The sequence below is a fragment of the Silvimonas terrae genome (assembly GCF_014202765.1).
Taxonomy (GTDB): Bacteria; Pseudomonadota; Gammaproteobacteria; order Burkholderiales; family Chitinibacteraceae; genus Silvimonas; species Silvimonas terrae.
This window is the reverse complement of sequence record NZ_JACHHN010000002.1, coordinates 515,907-531,673: the sequence shown is the minus strand read 5'-3', so window position 1 is coordinate 531,673 and position 15,767 is coordinate 515,907. Positions and strand designations below refer to the sequence as shown.

Annotated in this window: 14 protein-coding genes; 5 read left to right on the top strand and 9 right to left on the bottom strand. The window is 59.5% G+C overall.

What is annotated here, in order from left to right; genetic code table 11:
• Positions 1 to 27 precede the first annotated feature (27 nt).
• Positions 28 to 873 (bottom strand): alpha/beta fold hydrolase, encoded by an 846-nt coding sequence (locus HNQ50_RS06625; RefSeq protein WP_184098818.1) that lies wholly within the window; start codon positions 871 to 873, stop codon positions 28 to 30.
• Between the two features lie 196 nt (positions 874 to 1,069).
• Between HNQ50_RS06625 and HNQ50_RS06620 the strand changes: the two genes are divergently transcribed.
• From HNQ50_RS06620 to HNQ50_RS06600, 5 genes are all read left to right on the top strand, one after another.
• Positions 1,070 to 1,858 carry an alpha/beta fold hydrolase gene (locus tag HNQ50_RS06620; protein ID WP_184098816.1) on the top strand — a complete coding sequence of 263 codons (789 nt, stop codon included), beginning with the start codon at positions 1,070 to 1,072 and terminating at the stop codon, positions 1,856 to 1,858.
• Positions 1,859 to 1,928: 70 nt separating this feature from the next.
• Complete coding sequence (locus HNQ50_RS06615) at positions 1,929 to 2,264, top strand: hypothetical protein (protein ID WP_184098814.1); 336 nt, start codon at positions 1,929 to 1,931, stop codon at positions 2,262 to 2,264.
• A gap of 182 nt (positions 2,265 to 2,446) precedes the next feature.
• Positions 2,447 to 2,740: a hypothetical protein gene (locus tag HNQ50_RS06610; protein ID WP_184098812.1), complete on the top strand. Its 294-nt coding sequence runs from the start codon at positions 2,447 to 2,449 to the stop codon at positions 2,738 to 2,740.
• Positions 2,741 to 2,879: 139 nt separating this feature from the next.
• Positions 2,880 to 5,060: an ergothioneine biosynthesis protein EgtB gene (gene egtB, locus HNQ50_RS06605; protein WP_221303026.1), complete on the top strand. Its 2,181-nt coding sequence runs from the start codon at positions 2,880 to 2,882 to the stop codon at positions 5,058 to 5,060.
• 101 nt (positions 5,061 to 5,161) lie between these two features.
• A complete protein-coding gene (locus HNQ50_RS06600) occupies positions 5,162 to 5,569 on the top strand; it encodes a hypothetical protein (RefSeq protein WP_184098810.1) in 408 nt (135 codons plus the stop codon).
• A gap of 31 nt (positions 5,570 to 5,600) precedes the next feature.
• On the opposite strand, the gene HNQ50_RS06595 is transcribed toward HNQ50_RS06600, so the two are convergent.
• The 8 genes from HNQ50_RS06595 to HNQ50_RS06560 all read right to left on the bottom strand — a co-directional run bounded on the left by HNQ50_RS06595 (position 5,601) and on the right by HNQ50_RS06560 (position 15,699).
• The gene (locus HNQ50_RS06595; protein ID WP_184098808.1) at positions 5,601 to 6,125 is read right to left on the bottom strand and encodes a GNAT family N-acetyltransferase; all 525 of its coding nucleotides are present in this window, start codon (positions 6,123 to 6,125) and stop codon (positions 5,601 to 5,603) included.
• A 22-nt stretch (positions 6,126 to 6,147) separates the two neighbouring features.
• Positions 6,148 to 6,711, bottom strand: a complete 564-nt coding sequence (locus HNQ50_RS06590; RefSeq protein ID WP_184098806.1) for a helix-turn-helix domain-containing protein — start codon at positions 6,709 to 6,711, stop codon at positions 6,148 to 6,150.
• Positions 6,712 to 6,806: 95 nt separating this feature from the next.
• On the bottom strand, positions 6,807 to 7,589 hold the full coding sequence (locus HNQ50_RS06585; protein WP_184098804.1) for a hypothetical protein: 783 nt from the start codon (positions 7,587 to 7,589) through the stop codon (positions 6,807 to 6,809).
• Entirely contained in the window at positions 7,586 to 8,110 is a 525-nt protein-coding gene (locus HNQ50_RS06580; RefSeq protein ID WP_184098802.1) for a type VI secretion IcmF C-terminal domain-containing protein, read from the bottom strand. The genes HNQ50_RS06585 and HNQ50_RS06580 overlap by 4 nt, the downstream gene beginning before the upstream one ends.
• A gap of 171 nt (positions 8,111 to 8,281) precedes the next feature.
• The gene (locus tag HNQ50_RS06575; RefSeq protein ID WP_184098800.1) at positions 8,282 to 10,621 is read right to left on the bottom strand and encodes a type VI secretion system Vgr family protein; all 2,340 of its coding nucleotides are present in this window, start codon (positions 10,619 to 10,621) and stop codon (positions 8,282 to 8,284) included.
• A gap of 396 nt (positions 10,622 to 11,017) precedes the next feature.
• The gene (locus tag HNQ50_RS06570) at positions 11,018 to 13,333 is read right to left on the bottom strand and encodes an ATP-dependent DNA helicase (protein WP_184098798.1); all 2,316 of its coding nucleotides are present in this window, start codon (positions 13,331 to 13,333) and stop codon (positions 11,018 to 11,020) included.
• The gene (locus tag HNQ50_RS06565; RefSeq protein WP_184098796.1) at positions 13,330 to 14,985 is read right to left on the bottom strand and encodes a VRR-NUC domain-containing protein; all 1,656 of its coding nucleotides are present in this window, start codon (positions 14,983 to 14,985) and stop codon (positions 13,330 to 13,332) included. The genes HNQ50_RS06570 and HNQ50_RS06565 overlap by 4 nt, the downstream gene beginning before the upstream one ends.
• Positions 14,986 to 15,117: 132 nt before the next feature.
• Positions 15,118 to 15,699, bottom strand: coding sequence for a DUF4142 domain-containing protein (locus HNQ50_RS06560; protein WP_184098794.1), 582 nt, complete (start codon positions 15,697 to 15,699; stop codon positions 15,118 to 15,120).
• Between the last annotated feature and the right edge of the window lie 68 nt (positions 15,700 to 15,767).

The following is a 15,767-nucleotide window of genomic DNA, read 5'->3' as shown; positions in this document are numbered from 1 at the left end:
GATCCTTCCGCCTGATCCGCGCCGGGATCAGCCCTTGATGAACGCCAGCAAATCCGCGTTGACCTTGTCGGCTTCGGTTGCGCACATGCCGTGCGATGCGCCGGGGTAAACCTTCAAGGTGGCGTCCTTGACCAGCTTGGCGGACTTTTGTGCGGCAGCGGCAATCGGCACGATCTGGTCGTCGTCGCCATGCAAAATCAGCGTCGGGATATCGATGCGTTTCAGGTCTTCGGTGTAATCCACTTCAGAGAACTCGCGAATGCACAGATAGTGGCCCAGCACGGAGCCCGCCATGCCTTCGCGGACAAACTCGTCAATCAGACCTTGTGACACCTTGGCCCCTTCCCGGTTAAAGCCAAAGAACGGCACAGCCAGGTCTTTGTATAACTGGGCGCGATTGGCAGCGACGCCAGCGCGCAGGCCATCAAACGCGGACAGTGGCGTGCCCTCCGGGTTGGTGGCGGACTGCAACATGACCGGCGGCACGGCGCCGATCAGTACCGCTTTGGCCACGCGCTTGCTGCCATGGCGACCGATGTAGTGCGCCACTTCGCCGCCCCCGGTGGAGTGCCCCACCAGCACGGCATTTTTCAGATCCAGCGCGTCCAGCACGGCGGCCAGGTCGTCGGCGTAGGTATCCATGTCATTGCCATTGGCGGTTTGCGAAGAACGACCATGACCCCGGCGATCATGCGCAATCACGCGATAGCCACGCTGCAGCAGGAACAGCATTTGCGGGTCCCATGCGTCTGCACACAGCGGCCAGCCGTGGGAGAACACGACGGGCTGACCCACGCCCCAGTCTTTGTAGAAAATCTGTGCGCCATCCTGGGTGGTCACAAAGCTGCCTGCAACTTGCTTATGGTCTTGCATGGGTTTCTCCTGGGTTGTGGTATTGCGTGTTGCCACGATACGGCGGGTGCGTTGGTCCAGCCTCCATAGGCTGGCGTGTCAGCCCCTCGCCCATTCGGGTGAGTAGGGCCTCGGTGATTCGGGTCACAGCGGATTTCATGGCGCTTTCACCCAAGCCACCGATACTGGCTGTGTTCGCCCTGACTGGAGCTTTAGCATGCTGCGCACGATCTTGCTGGCGTTTGCCCTGACCGCGTGTTCAACCGTGCCGGATCACGGGCAATCGAGCGTGGTGGACGGCAGCAAAGTGGCCTGGTCCCTGTCGGGCAAGGGGCAGCCGGTGGTGGTGCTGCAGTCTGGACTGGGGGACGATCGCAACGCCTGGGCGACCGTATTTGCTGCGCTGGCGGCGCACTACCCGGTGTTTGCCTATGACCGGCCGGGTTATGGTGCCAGCCAGAGCAAACCGGGCCCGCGTGACCCCTGCACCATTGCCGTGGAACTGCATCAACTATTGCACGCAGCCGGCGTCTCGCCGCCGTATGTGCTGGTGGGGCACTCCATCGGCGGTCTGTACCAGTACGCCTATGCGCGCCTTTATCCGGATGAAGTGGCCGGACTGGTGCTGGTGGACGCCACCCATCCGGATCACTGGCGCAATATGCAAAATCAGGCCGGCGCGCAGGCCGCATTGCTCAAGGGCATGCGGGCCGCCGTCTTCACACCGGCCATGCGGCCGGAGTTTGACGATCAGGATCAATGTCTTGCCCGTTTTGCAGGCGCGGTCCCGCTGGGCAAACCGGTGCGCGTGCTGGTGCGCACGCGCTTTGACCTGCTCGAACAAGGTGGGTTTGAAGCGCAGATCCATCAGGAAGAAGCCGGCTGGCTGGTGCTGACCGGCGCGGGCCAGGTGCAATCGGTCAACTCAGGGCATTACATCCAGCAAGAGCAACCGCAGGCCGTGGTCGATGCGGTCACGGGCGTTGTGCACGAGGCGGGATATTAGCGGGAACGCGCCGCCAGAGCGGGTTTGGCGTGCTATGCTGGCGTCCGGTTCTGGCTCGTCTCTATCGGCAATGAAAGCACTTCTCTGCACCCTTCTGTTGTTACTTGCGGCTCCGGTATTTGCCGGGCCCTACGTGGATCGTCTGAATGCCTGTGATCAGGCACCGTTGACGTGTCTGGTCGAACTCAATGCGTATATCCACGTCGATGCCCCGCGCCATGGCATCAGCCAGGAACAACTGGCCCAGTTCATGGAACAGGCTTCGCAGTTCTGCAAAGAACACCCGGATTCAGAAGCCTGGGCCAATGCCTGCAGCCGGCATGAGGGCGATGTGAAATCCGGTATTTTCTACGTCTATGTCCATTACGTAGACGAAGCACTCACGCCGCCCGCCCCTCAGCAATAATCTGCCATTCCCTGTTGACCGTTGATCTGCCCGGCACCTGTTTTACAGTTGCCGGCGGATTGTCATTCGCATGTCATGCCGTTTGTCGATGCTGTGCGGTAGAACACTTTGCGTTCTGGCTTGTCTTCTCGTTTTTGCTTTCGTATGAAATTATGGCGCGCTGTTTATCCAGAGGGTGATCAATGAATCATTTCCAGATCCGCTATCAAACCTGGCATGGCGAAAAGACGTTTTACTATGATTTTGGCACTGACCTGCCCTGGACCCGGGTGGACTCCCTGGTGCTGGAAGCCGTGATCCAGAACGAATTCCCGGAAGACATCGCCCTGCGGCGAATTGTGGATTTTCCGCTTGGCGAAAAGCCGCAGCGCGAAACCATTGAAGCGGTCATGACCCGCTTTGCCCTGCGTGACATCGAGTTTCAAGTGGCCGGGGAAACCCATAAAATCCGCGCCAAACATGCGTTCCACCTGTAGTACGCGCTGAGGCCTGGCTGGCCTCGTGCGGGCGGACAGGCGGTCCTACATGACAATCAGCCCACCTCTGATGCCGTTGTAATGTCTATACCCTAAGCTGAGTCGGCATTGCCCCACGTTAAACAGCAAAGGTGCAGAGATGGGATTTCTGAACGATATGAGTGCGCCCCGCGCCATGCCGGAAGAAGCCGTAGAGATCGGTGACCTTTCCCGGCGGTATCTTGAAGTGCGCGCAACCACCCTGGCGCTGGCCGCGCGGCTGGATGCAGAAGACATGGTGGTGCAAGCCATGCCGGATGCCAGTCCCACCAAATGGCATCTGGCGCACGTCACCTGGTTTTTTGAAACCTTCCTGCTTAAACCGCACTGTCCGGACTATGAAACGTTCGATCCGGACTACAGCTACCTGTTCAACTCCTATTACGAAGCCCTGGGTGACCGTCACCCGCGCCCGCAACGTGGCCTGTTGACGCGACCCTTGCTGGAAGAAGTGCTGGCCTATCGTGGTCATGTCGATGAATTCATGACGCAGTTGTTGCAGTCCGAACAGGCTGCAGACCTGGCCGAACTGGTCTTGCTGGGACTGGCGCATGAAGAACAGCATCAGGAGCTGATCCTGATGGATGTGCTGAACCTTTTCTCACGCTCCCGCCTTAAACCGGCCTATGACGAGCAATGGTTATTGCCGCATGCCGGTCGGCGTGGGCATTTTCAGCGTCTGGCCGGCGGCAAGGTGGAGATCGGCGCCCAGGGTGGCTTCTGTTTTGACAATGAGCTACCCCGTCATCCGGTCTGGCTGCAACCCTATGAAATCAGCGACCGGCTGGTGACCAATGGCGAGTGGCTAGCCTTTATGGAAGACGGCGGCTACAACCGTCCGCTGTACTGGTTGTCTGATGGCTGGACCCTGGTGCAGGCCGAACGCTGGCAGGCGCCGTTGTATTGGGAACACGTTGACGGGGTGTGGTGCCAGATGACGCTGGCTGGCCTGCGGCCGGTGAATCTGGATGCGCCGGTACAGCATGTCAGCTACTACGAAGCGGCCGCCTTTGCCGACTGGGCCGAAGCCCGTCTGCCCACCGAAGCCGAATGGGAGTTCGCCGCCAGTACTGGCGTGCTGGAGCAATGCGACGATGTGGCCTGGCAATGGACGCAGAGCGCCTACAGCCCCTATCCCGGTTTCAAACCGCAACGGACCGCCGTGGGTGAATACAACGGTAAATTCATGGTCAGCCAGATGACCTTGCGCGGCGGCGCGGCAATCACCCCAACCGGCCATGCGCGCAGCAGTTACCGCAATTTTTTCCGGCCCGAACAGCGCTGGATGTTCTCCAGCCTGCGCTTGGCCCGCGATGTGGGCGCGGGCACGGTAGAGAGCGAGGACAGTTTTGCCGCTGACGTGATTGCCGGATTGTCGGCGCGGGAGAAAAACCTCTCGCCCAAATATTTTTACGATGCGGCCGGCTCCGAGTTGTTTGAGGCTATCTGCCACACGCCCGAGTACTACCTGACCCGCACGGAAACCGCGTTACTGGAAACCATTGCGCGCGAGATTGCCGCAGATATCCCGCCGGATGCAGCACTGGTGGAGTTTGGTAGCGGCGCCAGCCATAAAATCCGCCTGTTGCTGGATGCCGCGCCACAGGTCAGCACCTACGTCCCCATTGATATCAGTGAAGACGCCCTGCAAAGCGCCACCGCGCGCATGGCCCGGGCCTACCCGCGCCTGGCGCTGGCCCCGCTGGTCGATGACTTTACCCGCGCCCTGGCGCTGCCCTCTGCGGTACGCGCTTGCAACAAGGTGGGCTTTTTTCCGGGCTCCACCATCGGCAACTTCAACCCGCAACAGGCCGTGGCCTTCTTGCGCCAGGTGCATCGGCTGCTGGGCAACGGCGCGCTGCTTGTCGTGGGGGCGGATATGGCCAAAGACGAGCCTACGCTGCATGCCGCCTACAACGATCGGCAAGGAGTGACGGAGCGCTTCAACAAAAACGTGCTGGTCCGCATCAACCGGGAACTGGGTGGCGACTTCAATCTGGACGCCTTTGAGCACCTGGCATTGTGGAACCCGCAGGAAAGCCGCATGGAAATGCACCTGGTCAGCCGCATCGATCAACTGGTGAATGCCGCCGGCCACACGTTTGCCTTCAAGGCAGGTGAGCGACTGCATACCGAGAACTCCTACAAGTTCACCCTGCCCGCCTTTACCGCGCTGGCCAGTGCGGCTGGCTGGCAAGTCGCGCATCACTGGGTGAGCCCGGCGCCGCATTTTGCCGTTTTCAATCTGCGCGCCGTACCGCTCAACCGTACCTCTCAATGACCGTTAGCGTCAGCCGATTCTGGCAGGCGGATGCGCACCTTGCCGCATCCCCTGCTCTCTGTTGCTGGTCATACTGGCAGAAACACCCAGGAGGCTGGCACATGGCGCAGAAACAAATGATCAAACCGGCAGAAGCCGGACAGCAATCACCGCTGGTGCAGGCGCTGGAAGCACAACACTTGCCGGAGCGCTGGGCGTTGAGTGATCTGGCAGTGGAGTTGCTGGCCGATGGCCTGCGGCTGGATGACATCGTCTGGCGGCTGGAGGCCGTGTTCAAGCCAGGCACCGTGAAAGACGAAATCCATATGCTGTCGGACTACGACACGCATTTGCGACTGTATGAATCACTCTTGTTCATGCAGCGGCAAGGCCCGCTCTCGGCCGATCAACAGGCAGAACTGGCGCGGTGTGAGGAAACCATTGGGCAGCACCACACGGATGTCTTTGCCGCATCGCTGGCCGGACACCCGGTGGGACAATGGACGGGCAGATCACGCGCGGATCATTGAGTCTAGCGCGGCATCCAGCAAAAACGCGTGTTCAGATCGTCTTATAGAACACCGTAGTGCCGCACAACTCGCCATCCGGCATCAAGGCAAAGCCAGGAATCTTGCCGCATTCAGTCCAGCCTTCGCGCGCGTATAACCGCTCTGCCGCGCCACCGGTGACGGTGTCGAGCACCAGCAGCGTTTTGCCAGCGGCCGCGCAAGACTTGACCAGCTCACGCATCAGCGCCGCCCCGATCCCGCCTTTGCGGGCCGCAGGGTGCACCAGCAGCTTGGCAACATCCGCGCGGTGCGGCTGGTTTTCTGGCAGATTGAGGATGGCGTGTACTGTCCCGACCACGCGACCATCCTCATCACGCGCGACCAGAAAAATCCGGTTGCCATTGGCGACTTCCCCGGCCATGGCTTGCCAGAAGCCTTGGGCCCGCGCAGGTGAAAACGGCAGCATGAAACTGACCGACGCGCCGTTTTCGACGCAAGCGTGCAGGATATGCGCAAGGTCTTCCAGGATATTGGAGGATAAATGCGCAACGCGCTCCACGGTGAAGTGACTGGACATGCAAACTCCGGGTTGGTCTGTTTTAGTTGTAAATGGCGACGAGATAGCGGGCGTCGTCCTGGGTGGGGTTGTAAAACGCGGTCTGGCTATTGAGTTCAAACGCCAGGCAATCCCCCTCATGAAGCTGATAAACCTGCTCGCCCACGCTGATGTGCATCTGCCCGCTCAGCAACCAGATTTGCTGGTGTACCACCGCCTGACGCAGCCCGGTTTCATAGGCAATGCGCGCGCCGCCCGGAAAAACCACCTCTACCAGTTGCAAGGCCGCATGCGCGGCTGCGGGCGAGAGATTGCGGCGGATATAGCCGGATTGCGGATCACGCCAGACGGTTTGCCCGGCGCGGCGCAAGAGGGGCTCTGCGGCGGTATCTGCGGCGGTATCTGCGGCAAACAGATCGGCCAGCGTCAGCCCCAGGCCGGAGGCCAGACGCTCCAGCACCGTAGCAGTCGCACTGCTTTGATTGCGCTCGATCATGGAAATCATGGAGCGGCTGACGCCGGTTTTGCTGGCCAGTTCGTCCAGCGACAAACCGGCATCTTTGCGCAGCTTGCGGATGCGTTCGGCCAGACGTGCGTTGATATCCAAGGATTATTCCTCCTGTTTGATGGAGGAATCATCCAATATATTGGAATTGACTGTCAAGCCTGATCGGGGATAATGGGTCTGTTATGCGGTGACGCTCATGCCTGCGTTTCCGGTTTTTGCGCAAGCAGTTCAGCCCCATCGACCTGATGGCGGTCTGACGCCTCATATTTGCGGCGGGCTTTGCTGCCTTTCTTGTGGATGCGCGCCAGGATGGCGCACTGCGGGCACCAGCTTCCCCGTCTCACCGTTCCGGCCAATGCGGCCCACTCGTGACCACGGGCGCAGCGCCACCGCACATTGACTCTACTGAAAATGGGGTCCTCAGACAGGCACTCCCCGCCACGCGCTTGCGCAATCGCCTGCAGTTCGGCCGCCTTGATTCGCCGCCTTTCAAGGTTGCATGCATTGCACCAGTGACCAAGCTGGACTTTATTGGGCTTTGCCAACCAGATATGGCCCTTTTCGCACTGCCACTGCAGGTGGCTCTGACTGCCGACATAGGTGTCAGACAGACACAGGCCGTTGTGCTTTCTGGCCAGGGCATGCATGTCTTCCATGGTGAACCTGCGCCGGTCGTCGTAACAGGTTCGGCACCAGTAGCCACGCTGGATACTTTCCGCAAGGGATTCGAACTCGTGGCCATGTGCACAACGGCAACGCAGCTTGTCCTTGGCTCGCGTGTATTCATTATCCAGGCAGAGACCGCCCCATGCAGCGGCGATGCGGTGAACCGCGGCCATGCACTGCGTGCGCCTTTCTAAACTGTGATTGTAGCCGCGCCCGTATTCCGGCCAGGTGGCCATCGCCGCCTTGACTGCATCTGGCAGTGCCGCCTGCCGCGCAGCTTCAAACTGTCTTGCTTTCTCGGTTTTGTTCATGGTCTGGCCGCTTTATCGGCTTGAGCGGGCGTGGATGCCGGAGTGCTGGCCGCCTTGACCGGGGCCGGCTCCCGCCCGGTCAAAAAGATTTTTTCCGGCAGTTTGAAGTGCCGCAGTTGCAGCAGTTCCAGCGGGCCGGTGCCCGCTTGCGTGCGCAGGGCGTAACGCAGGTGGATGTTGTCTTCCAGCGTCCAGTCAATGTGCCAGTTGGCGCGGTCCACCTGTTCCAGTGTGGCCTTGTCGAGCAAGCGGATGCAACCCCAGGTGCCCTTGAATTGCCGGTCACGATGGCGGGTGCCGTCCAGCATGTCCCAGGTGAGGCTGCCCCCCGCTTTGTCGGGTGCATCGCCAGGCCAGGTGATGGTTTCCCATGACGGGCGCTGGTTGAAGTAGTCCAGGGTCTGACCGTCGATGGTGAGCTTGCTGTCAGTGAGTTTGGGATGACCCAGCGCCATGAGTTCAAAGCGGTACTGGGCGTTGCCTGCGGCATACAGGCGGCTGCCCGAACAGACAGACCGCACGCAAGTGCTTCATCCACACCACAAACTGACGAGCATCTGGCACCGGACCGGCGTCAATGAGTGCAAACAGTCGGCCAGGGCCGTCAAGTAAAGCCGTTAGCTGTTCACGTGCCGCTGCAATTGGGTCCGGCTGCGCCGGGGCTGTCGAAGAGACAAGCTGGTTCATGGTGTTTACCTGAAAATGATGGGTGTGCCGTTGTTGAGTGCGCGCCGCAGACATTCCCAGCAAATGGTGCCGGGCAGCTTGGGTAGATCGAACGTGTTATTGCCTGCCCCCACCCACTCAAACGAGGCGGTTTTGATCTTCAGATCACCTGGGCCGCCAATCTCCACATTGCCGCCTTCCAGCTTGATATACGCGCCCTGGCTGGTGATGGTGACTTTGCTGTCGCCGGCCACAGTCACCTGGCCGTGGCTGCTGGTGATTTGCATGTCTTTGTCCGAGTTGATGTGCAACTCATCGGACTGGGCCTGCATTTGCACCTTGCCCTTGGCGGCATAGAGCTTCATGCCTTCCTGGTGGGCAAACAGGGAGAGGGTTTTACCGGCGGCGACGGTGACGTGGTCCATAGCGCCAGCATCAATATTGTTTTTGGCGGTCAGGGTGACGTTCTTACCCGCACTGTGTTGAATGGCGTCTGGCGTAACCAGGGCGATGCCTGCGGGGGCGGCCAGCAACATCACGGCGGCTTTGAGTTCCTTGATGTGCTGGTCTTTGAGGTCGCTCTGCGTTTGCAGGTCTGCCACCTGGGCCTGGGCGGTTTCAACGGCCTTGGCCAGCGCCTGCATCTGGGTCATGGCCTGGTTGAGTTGATCCAGCGCGGGTTGCATGTCCAGCACCTGGCCGCTGGCGCGGTTCTGGCTGTAGGCCGTGAAAAACAGACCTTCCGCTCTCAGCACGCCAGCCATATCCGAGCGCAACTCAAAGCCCTCGCCGCGCTTTTCCCGACCGGCGTTGACCAGGTGGCCCAGGTTGAGCTGGGATTTCCCGTACTCCGTGCTGATTTTGATGTGTTGTTGAGCGTCTTTGTCTTCCAGCCGAATCTTGTTATTCGACGGTGTTCTGATGACGTTTCTGGTGTGGTTCAGGTTGGTGACGTGATCAGGCTTGCTCTGGTCGTGTAATGCGGACTGGATATACGGGCGATCAATGTCGCCATTCTGAAATGCAACTTGCACCTCAGTCCCGTCAATCAGCGGAAAGTGCATGCCATACGTGTCACCGGCGTAGGGTCTGGCCAGCCGCATCAGCCGACTGGAGCCGGCTGGTGGCCACTTGCCGGCCTTGGCGTCTGCGTCAAAAACGTAGGCCACCCGATAAAAACCATGTTCGCTAAGATAAGCGTTCGTGTATTTGCTGGGGCTGGTGATGCGGGCGGGGATGGTGCCGCTGATGGTGGGCTTGACGGTGGTCCGCGCCAGGCGAATCACCCGGTCAGACGGGATGGCCTTGAATTCATTCAGCCATGCCTTGCGGCGACCGGCAGTGTGTCTGACTTCGGTGATCACCCAGCCAAATTCGGCCTGTGGGTCGATCAGGTCTGTGCGGAACACCTGGGCCGGTGCAAAGGCCAGCACGGTGCTTTCACCGGTGGCCGTCAGTTGTTCGTTCAGGGCGATTTCATACGCCAGTCGGGCAGCGGCATTGCCCTGTTCGGTGTCTTTTTGATGCTGGCCAAACTGGTAGGCACGACCCACAAACCCTTTGGCCCCTTGCTGGGTCAGTTTGTTGCCCTGCAGGTCAGCCTGCAATGTGGCGCGGTGGTTGTAATCCTGAAAACTGAAATTCCCGATCACCGGTTTGGCGTGGGTCTGGAGTTTGAGTACCGCTTCTGTCCAGCCGCTTTCCAGACCCGAATCGGGCCTGTACAGTTTTACACCGACGGGTTTGATGTATTGGCTTTGATCATCGGCAAAATTAATCACGTCAAAACCATCGTCGGTTTGCGTGAAAAAATAGTAAATCCCTTCGGCTTCGCATATGCGATTTAGATAATCGAGAGTCCGCTCCCCGTATTGCGTTGAATGTTCGTGGATTACATACGGTCTGCTGGTTTTAATGACGTAATCATTGCCCGTCAGATTCAGCTTGTCTTTCAGGATGGATTTGATGAGGGTGGGCGCATCGACATTCTGATAAAGCCGGGTATCAATATCATCGGCCAGCCGCGCAAGGCGCGGGGCCATTTTGATGCTAAATACAAATTCGTCATGCGACTGACTGATTTTGGAGATGGCGCGAATCACGCCGCCCCACTGTCGTTCAGGCTTGATGGGTTGAGCTGGAAGCAGCGCTTCCAGGCGGGCGCTTTGGGTTTCTGGCACCGGACAGACGGAGAAGGTGGCTTGTTTGTCCAGCGCCGCCAGCAGATCGATATCGCTGCTGCTGGTCACGGTGAGGGTTAACTCGTAAGGCCGGCCAATGATTTCGATAATGTCCAGATCACGCACGCTAAGGCGATCTGCCAACCGTAATTCGGGAATTGATAAATAATAATTCTGCAGTGCCATATTTAATCCAGATCAATATTCAGTGCAATGATGCGTTATCAATTGCCCGCCGGGTCAATTGAGTCGTCTGTTCGAAGCAATAAACCCAGGAAATCTGGATTGCGGCCAATCCTGTGCCGGTTTTAAATCAATGTCAATATCCCTTGCGCCGCATGTTTTTATGTTTTGTTGATTGAAATATGTTCTCAAATTTACCCAATTGATTTTTATTATTTTCTCAAAATAAATCTCATATTGCGTAATGCGACGCTTTCAACGTGACGGGTATTTCCGCTGTCGTAAAATCAACATGCAGGTGGTCTTGCTGCCGACAGACGCAACGCGTTGTCACCGGTGTGTGGGTGTCTGAAGCGGTACCTGTGGATAGCCAGCAACACGCCCTGGGTTCTGGAACGTCTAGCGTGAGGTGGGGGGTGACGCCTGATCAGGAATAATGGGCCTGGACGTGCGGCAGGCCATGTATTGCAGTTGCCACCAGTCTGGCAGCAACTGGCGCACGCGCGGCTGGGCAAAGCGGTCATCAATCAGATACAGCGTGCCGCGATCTTCCAGGGTGCGGATTACACGTCCGGCGGCCTGCACCACTTTTTGCAGACCAGGGTACAGATAGGTGTAGTCGTAACCCGTGCCAAAAATGTCATCCATCCGCTGGCGCATTTCTTCATTGACCGGGTTGACCTGGGGTAGCCCCAGCGTGGCCACAAACGCGCCAATCAAACGGCTGCCGGGCAGGTCAATGCCTTCCGCGAAAGCACCGCCGAGCACAGCCAGTCCGACGCCGGCGCTGCTCTCGGTAAAGCGCGCCAGAAATTCGTTGCGGGCGGGTTCACTCATCTGGCGTTGTTGTGGCCATAACGTCAGATGCGGGTGTCGTTGCCGCAGTGCTTGTTCTACCTGCTGCAGATAATCAAAGCTGCTGAAAAACGCCAGATAGTTGCCGGGTGCGTCGGCAAACTGCCGGGCAATCAAATCGGCAATGGGGGCGATGGAGGCGCCGCGGTCATTGAAGCGGGTGGAGACATCCGTGACCACCTGCACGTTGAGCTGGTCCGGGTGAAACGGTGAAGAGATGTCGGATTGCGCCGTGGTGGCGGGCATACCCAGCGTATCAATGTAAAACCCGAACGGATTGAGGGTGGCAGAGAACAACACGGCGGTCTGCGCGGTTTCAAAACGTGGCTGCAGGTGCGGAGCGGGGACGATATTGCGGATACGCAGTACGGAATCGGCGTATCTGCCCTCGCCGCTTAGCGTGACCTCAAACCAGGAGTGCGGGCCAAAGGTTTCTGCCAGGCGGGTCAGGTGCACCGCATCAAAATAAAAGTTGAGCAAATCCGGGCTCAGGCTGTCGGGTTCTTCGGCCAGTACCTCAGAAAAATCCGCCACGACGGACATCAGCGCCATCACCAGTCGATCCGGCAGGCGGGTGTACACCAGATAAGGGACGGTTTGTGTCGCAACAATGTCAGTCCAGGCGTGCGCCAGTTTCTTGAGTGATTTTTTCAGTGGTGCCGGCGGGTTCTTGCCAAGGGCTTTGAGCGTGGATTGCGCCATCTCTCCGGTGTACATGGCGCGGGCGCGCTCAATCAGATTGTGGGCTTCATCGGTCAGCACACCCACGCGCCAGTCCCGCATCTGCGTCAGGCTAAATAGCAGCGCATTGCTGTCAAAGTAGTAGTTGTAGTCCCCGCTCACCACGTCAGCCCAGCGGGCCATTTCCTGGCTCAGGTAGTACGGGCAGATCTGGTGATCCAGCGCGACATGGCGAATGGTGGCCTGATCCATATGCAAGCGCGTCAGCGCTGCGGCGCGGGCGGCGGGTAAGCGGTCGTAAAAGCCTTTGGCCAGCGGGCAGGATTCACCGTGGCAGGATTTATCCGGGTGTTCGCAGGTTTTGTCGCGCGCGACCATTTCCAGTGAGCGCAATGGCAGGTCGGGCGCGCTGCGCCGCAGTTTGGTCAGGCTTTCCTGGATCAGGGCACGCCCGGATGTTTTGGCCGCCAGGCAAAACACCCGGTCCAGTTTGTCGGTGGCCACGGCCTTGAGCAGCGGAAACAGCGTGCCCATGGTCTTGCCGATACCTGTGGGAGCCTGGGCCAGCAAGGCGCGGCCGGTGTGGGCCGCTTTGTAGACGGTTTCCGCCAGATCGCGCTGACCAGGGCGAAAATCCGCGTGTGGAAACGCCAGCGTTGTTAGCGCAGCTTTGCGGGTGGTCTGGTGGGCGATTTCCTGTTCCGCCCAGGCCAGAAACGTACCGCAGCACTCGTCAAAGAATGCCTTGAGCGAGGTTGCGGTATGTTCCTCCCGCAGAATGGTTTCCCGGCCGGTGGTGACGTGGTAGTACACCAGCGCCACCGTCAGGGAGGTGAGTTCCATGGTCTTGCACAGCAGCCAGCCATAGATGCGCGCTTGCGCCCAGTGCAGGTGCCGATGGTTCTCTGGCATGCGCTCCAGCCGGCCGCGATAAGTCTTGATTTCATCAATCTGGTTTTGACCCGGATCGTAACCATCTGCCCGGCCACGCACTTGCAGTGGGCCAAATTCGCCCGCCAGGGTGATTTCGGTCAGGTATCTGGCACCACGCCGCAAGGTGACGGTCTGGTGTCCGGCCATGCCCTCTTGCGCCGAGGGCGCGGGGGTAAAGCGCAAATCCAGATCGCCGCGCTTGGCGACGAATTCACACAGCTCACGAACCGCGACGTTGTACTTCATGCGGCATCAGCCCATTGCACATAGCACACCGCAACCGGAATGGCGTGCTCTGCAAAGTACGCCAGCCAGCGCAACTGGTTGTCTTGCAGCCGGTCACCCGGCCCTTTGACTTCAATCAGTTGATAGCGTTGCTCGGCGGGCCAGAAGCGGATCAGGTCAGGCAAGCCGGTGCGATTGGTCGTGATGTCTGCCAGCATGCGGCGGAAGATCACCAGCAGGTGTCCGGCCGGAATGTACTGCAACGCCAGTTGCAGTAACGGCGCGCTGATGATCGCCCAGTTAACGAAGCTGCACTGAATGCCTTGCTTGTCTGCAAAGCGTTGCAAGATGGTCTGTCGATATTGACCATTGGCCAGTTCGGCAAGACAGGCATCAAAGCCGGCCTGACGGCGTGCCTGGAAGTCCGCACTGGCGAGGTCTGCCGGACTGTGGTGATAGGGGTGAAAAAACGCGCCGGGGACCGGACTGAAAATAACCGGCCAGCACAGCAGGCCGAACAGCGCGTTAAACAGCGTGTTTTCGACATAAGCGACCGGGGCCTCAGCCTGATGCAGATGATCGCGCGTGATTATTTCAACGCTGTCGGCCCGGGGCGGCAGGCTAAGCAATAGTTCTGCCGCTGCGGGTGGCGCGGCCCGGGGCGCTTTGGCCAGCCCCAGCGTGCGGCGCAGGCGCGGCAACATGCGGTGGATTTGCTGCCACTCCGCTTCACTTTCCGGCGCGCGCTCGGCCAGACACGCCAGATCATGCGCGGCGGCGGTCTGATTCAGTTTTTCCAGTACCCGTATATGGCGCGCACGCGCGCCGGGTGCAGTACATGTGGCATAAAGCCCGAGTGCGGCGTCAAGTTGGCTGGTGCGTTCCAGTTGCTGGGCCACCTGAAAGGCCAGCCGGCTCTGCCGACGCGCCAGCCAGGGGTTGTCTGGCCGGGGTTGCGGCAAGGTCGCCAGCACGTGTTGCGGGTCAGCGCCTTCTTCCAGCGCATCGCGACAATGGGCCAGATGCAGGTAGTGATCGACATCGGCGCGTTGCTGAAACGCACGACTATCGGGACTAAGGGCCACTTGCTCAAATGTGTAGATACCCAGGTTGGTCAGTACGAACTCGGACCAGTCCTGGCTTAGATTGCCAAAAAACATCAGCCGCAAGCGCTCGCACAACCCGTCCACCTTGTTTTCGAAGACGGTATCGCTGTGACCGGGCAACCATTCAGCCAGTGTTTGAGTCTGCGGATAACTGGCTTGCGCCCAGGCCAGCAGCTCCGGCTTGCGGGCTGTGCCGGCCGGCGCATTGGCGGTCAGGGGCGCAAGGTCGCCTTTGGTGAACAAGGAGAACAATTGTTCAATAGCAAGGTGTGGGGTGTCGCTCACCCAGCCTTGGGCCAGCAACGGCCCTGCTGCGGCGTGGACCTCGCCAATCTCGGCGTACACCAGCTTGCTGGCGCGGAACAGTACGCCCTTGCGCGTGACCATACGGACCAGCAAGGCCTGTGCTGGCTCGGGCAACGCCGCAAACCGGTGGGCAAAGGTGCGTTCTTCGTCGTTAAGCAGATCGTCATAGCGCGTGGCCACCCAGTCCAGCACCAGCCGGAAATTATTCAGGTAATAAAACGGGTCGGCCAGTGTGCGGCTGGCGGGTATGGCGACATTCATGTGCGGTGGATGGGCTCGGGGATGGCGGGTGCAAGTACATGAGAACGATCGTTCCACATGGTAGCAGAAAGCACCCCGGCCCCGCGCGGCCGGTCTGACAAGCGCGATACGGCGACGGGTTATGCCAGCGCCTTATTCGCTCCTGGTATTGGCCAGCATATGGCGCGCCATTTCAAGGTGGTCGTTAATGGTGGGCAATGTCATCTGGGCGTAGCTCAGCAGGTCTTTGTCCTTGCCGTCCTGCAGATAGGTCTGGAACAGCTTTTGGGCGTCCAGATGCCCTTTCAGTCCGGCAATGCCCATGTAGTCGTGTTCCAGCTGGGGCGAGCCCAACTTGCTGAGCCGGTCATACAGTTGTTTGTCGGCCACGCTCAGGTCATCGGGCAGGCGTGCGCCTTTTTGCGCCGCCAACTGGTTTAGTCCGTCCAGATTGGTTTGATGTTCCTCGACCATGCGCCTGGCAAAGAATTTGACCTCCGCAACGGTGGAGCGTTGCAGCATCAATTGACCCAGGCGGATTTCCGCCAGATTGGCGCGTGCGGCGCTATCCATAAAGGCGGTTTCCCGCGGCGCCAGCGGGGTTTGGGTCGCGGTGCTACTGGCTGCACTGTCAGCCAGGCAAACCGTGGGCTGGGCCAGCACCAGCGCGCCTTGCAATACGCACTGCAGGAGCAGGCGTCCCGGGGTACGCAAGAGAATGGGGCTGCAGTTCATGGGCGTCTCCGCTTGGCAGGCTGATGGCGATGATCCAGTGTGCGTTGGCGTTGGCCCGTTTTCTGTCG

Bases quoted from the DNA above. Each gene is read 5' to 3' on its own strand.
- HNQ50_RS06625 (WP_184098818.1), bottom strand. From the start codon at position 873: ATGCAAGACCATAAGCAAGTTGCAGGCAGCTTTGTGACCACCCAGGAT.
- HNQ50_RS06620 (WP_184098816.1), top strand. From the start codon at position 1,070: ATGCTGCGCACGATCTTGCTGGCGTTTGCCCTGACCGCGTGTTCAACC.
- HNQ50_RS06615 (WP_184098814.1), top strand. From the start codon at position 1,929: ATGAAAGCACTTCTCTGCACCCTTCTGTTGTTACTTGCGGCTCCGGTA.
- HNQ50_RS06610 (WP_184098812.1), top strand. From the start codon at position 2,447: ATGAATCATTTCCAGATCCGCTATCAAACCTGGCATGGCGAAAAGACG.
- egtB (WP_221303026.1), top strand. From the start codon at position 2,880: ATGGGATTTCTGAACGATATGAGTGCGCCCCGCGCCATGCCGGAAGAA.
- HNQ50_RS06600 (WP_184098810.1), top strand. From the start codon at position 5,162: ATGGCGCAGAAACAAATGATCAAACCGGCAGAAGCCGGACAGCAATCA.
- HNQ50_RS06595 (WP_184098808.1), bottom strand. From the start codon at position 6,125: ATGTCCAGTCACTTCACCGTGGAGCGCGTTGCGCATTTATCCTCCAAT.
- HNQ50_RS06585 (WP_184098804.1), bottom strand. From the start codon at position 7,589: ATGAACAAAACCGAGAAAGCAAGACAGTTTGAAGCTGCGCGGCAGGCG.
- HNQ50_RS06575 (WP_184098800.1), bottom strand. From the start codon at position 10,621: ATGGCACTGCAGAATTATTATTTATCAATTCCCGAATTACGGTTGGCA.
- HNQ50_RS06570 (WP_184098798.1), bottom strand. From the start codon at position 13,333: ATGAAGTACAACGTCGCGGTTCGTGAGCTGTGTGAATTCGTCGCCAAG.
- HNQ50_RS06565 (WP_184098796.1), bottom strand. From the start codon at position 14,985: ATGAATGTCGCCATACCCGCCAGCCGCACACTGGCCGACCCGTTTTAT.
- HNQ50_RS06560 (WP_184098794.1), bottom strand. From the start codon at position 15,699: ATGAACTGCAGCCCCATTCTCTTGCGTACCCCGGGACGCCTGCTCCTG.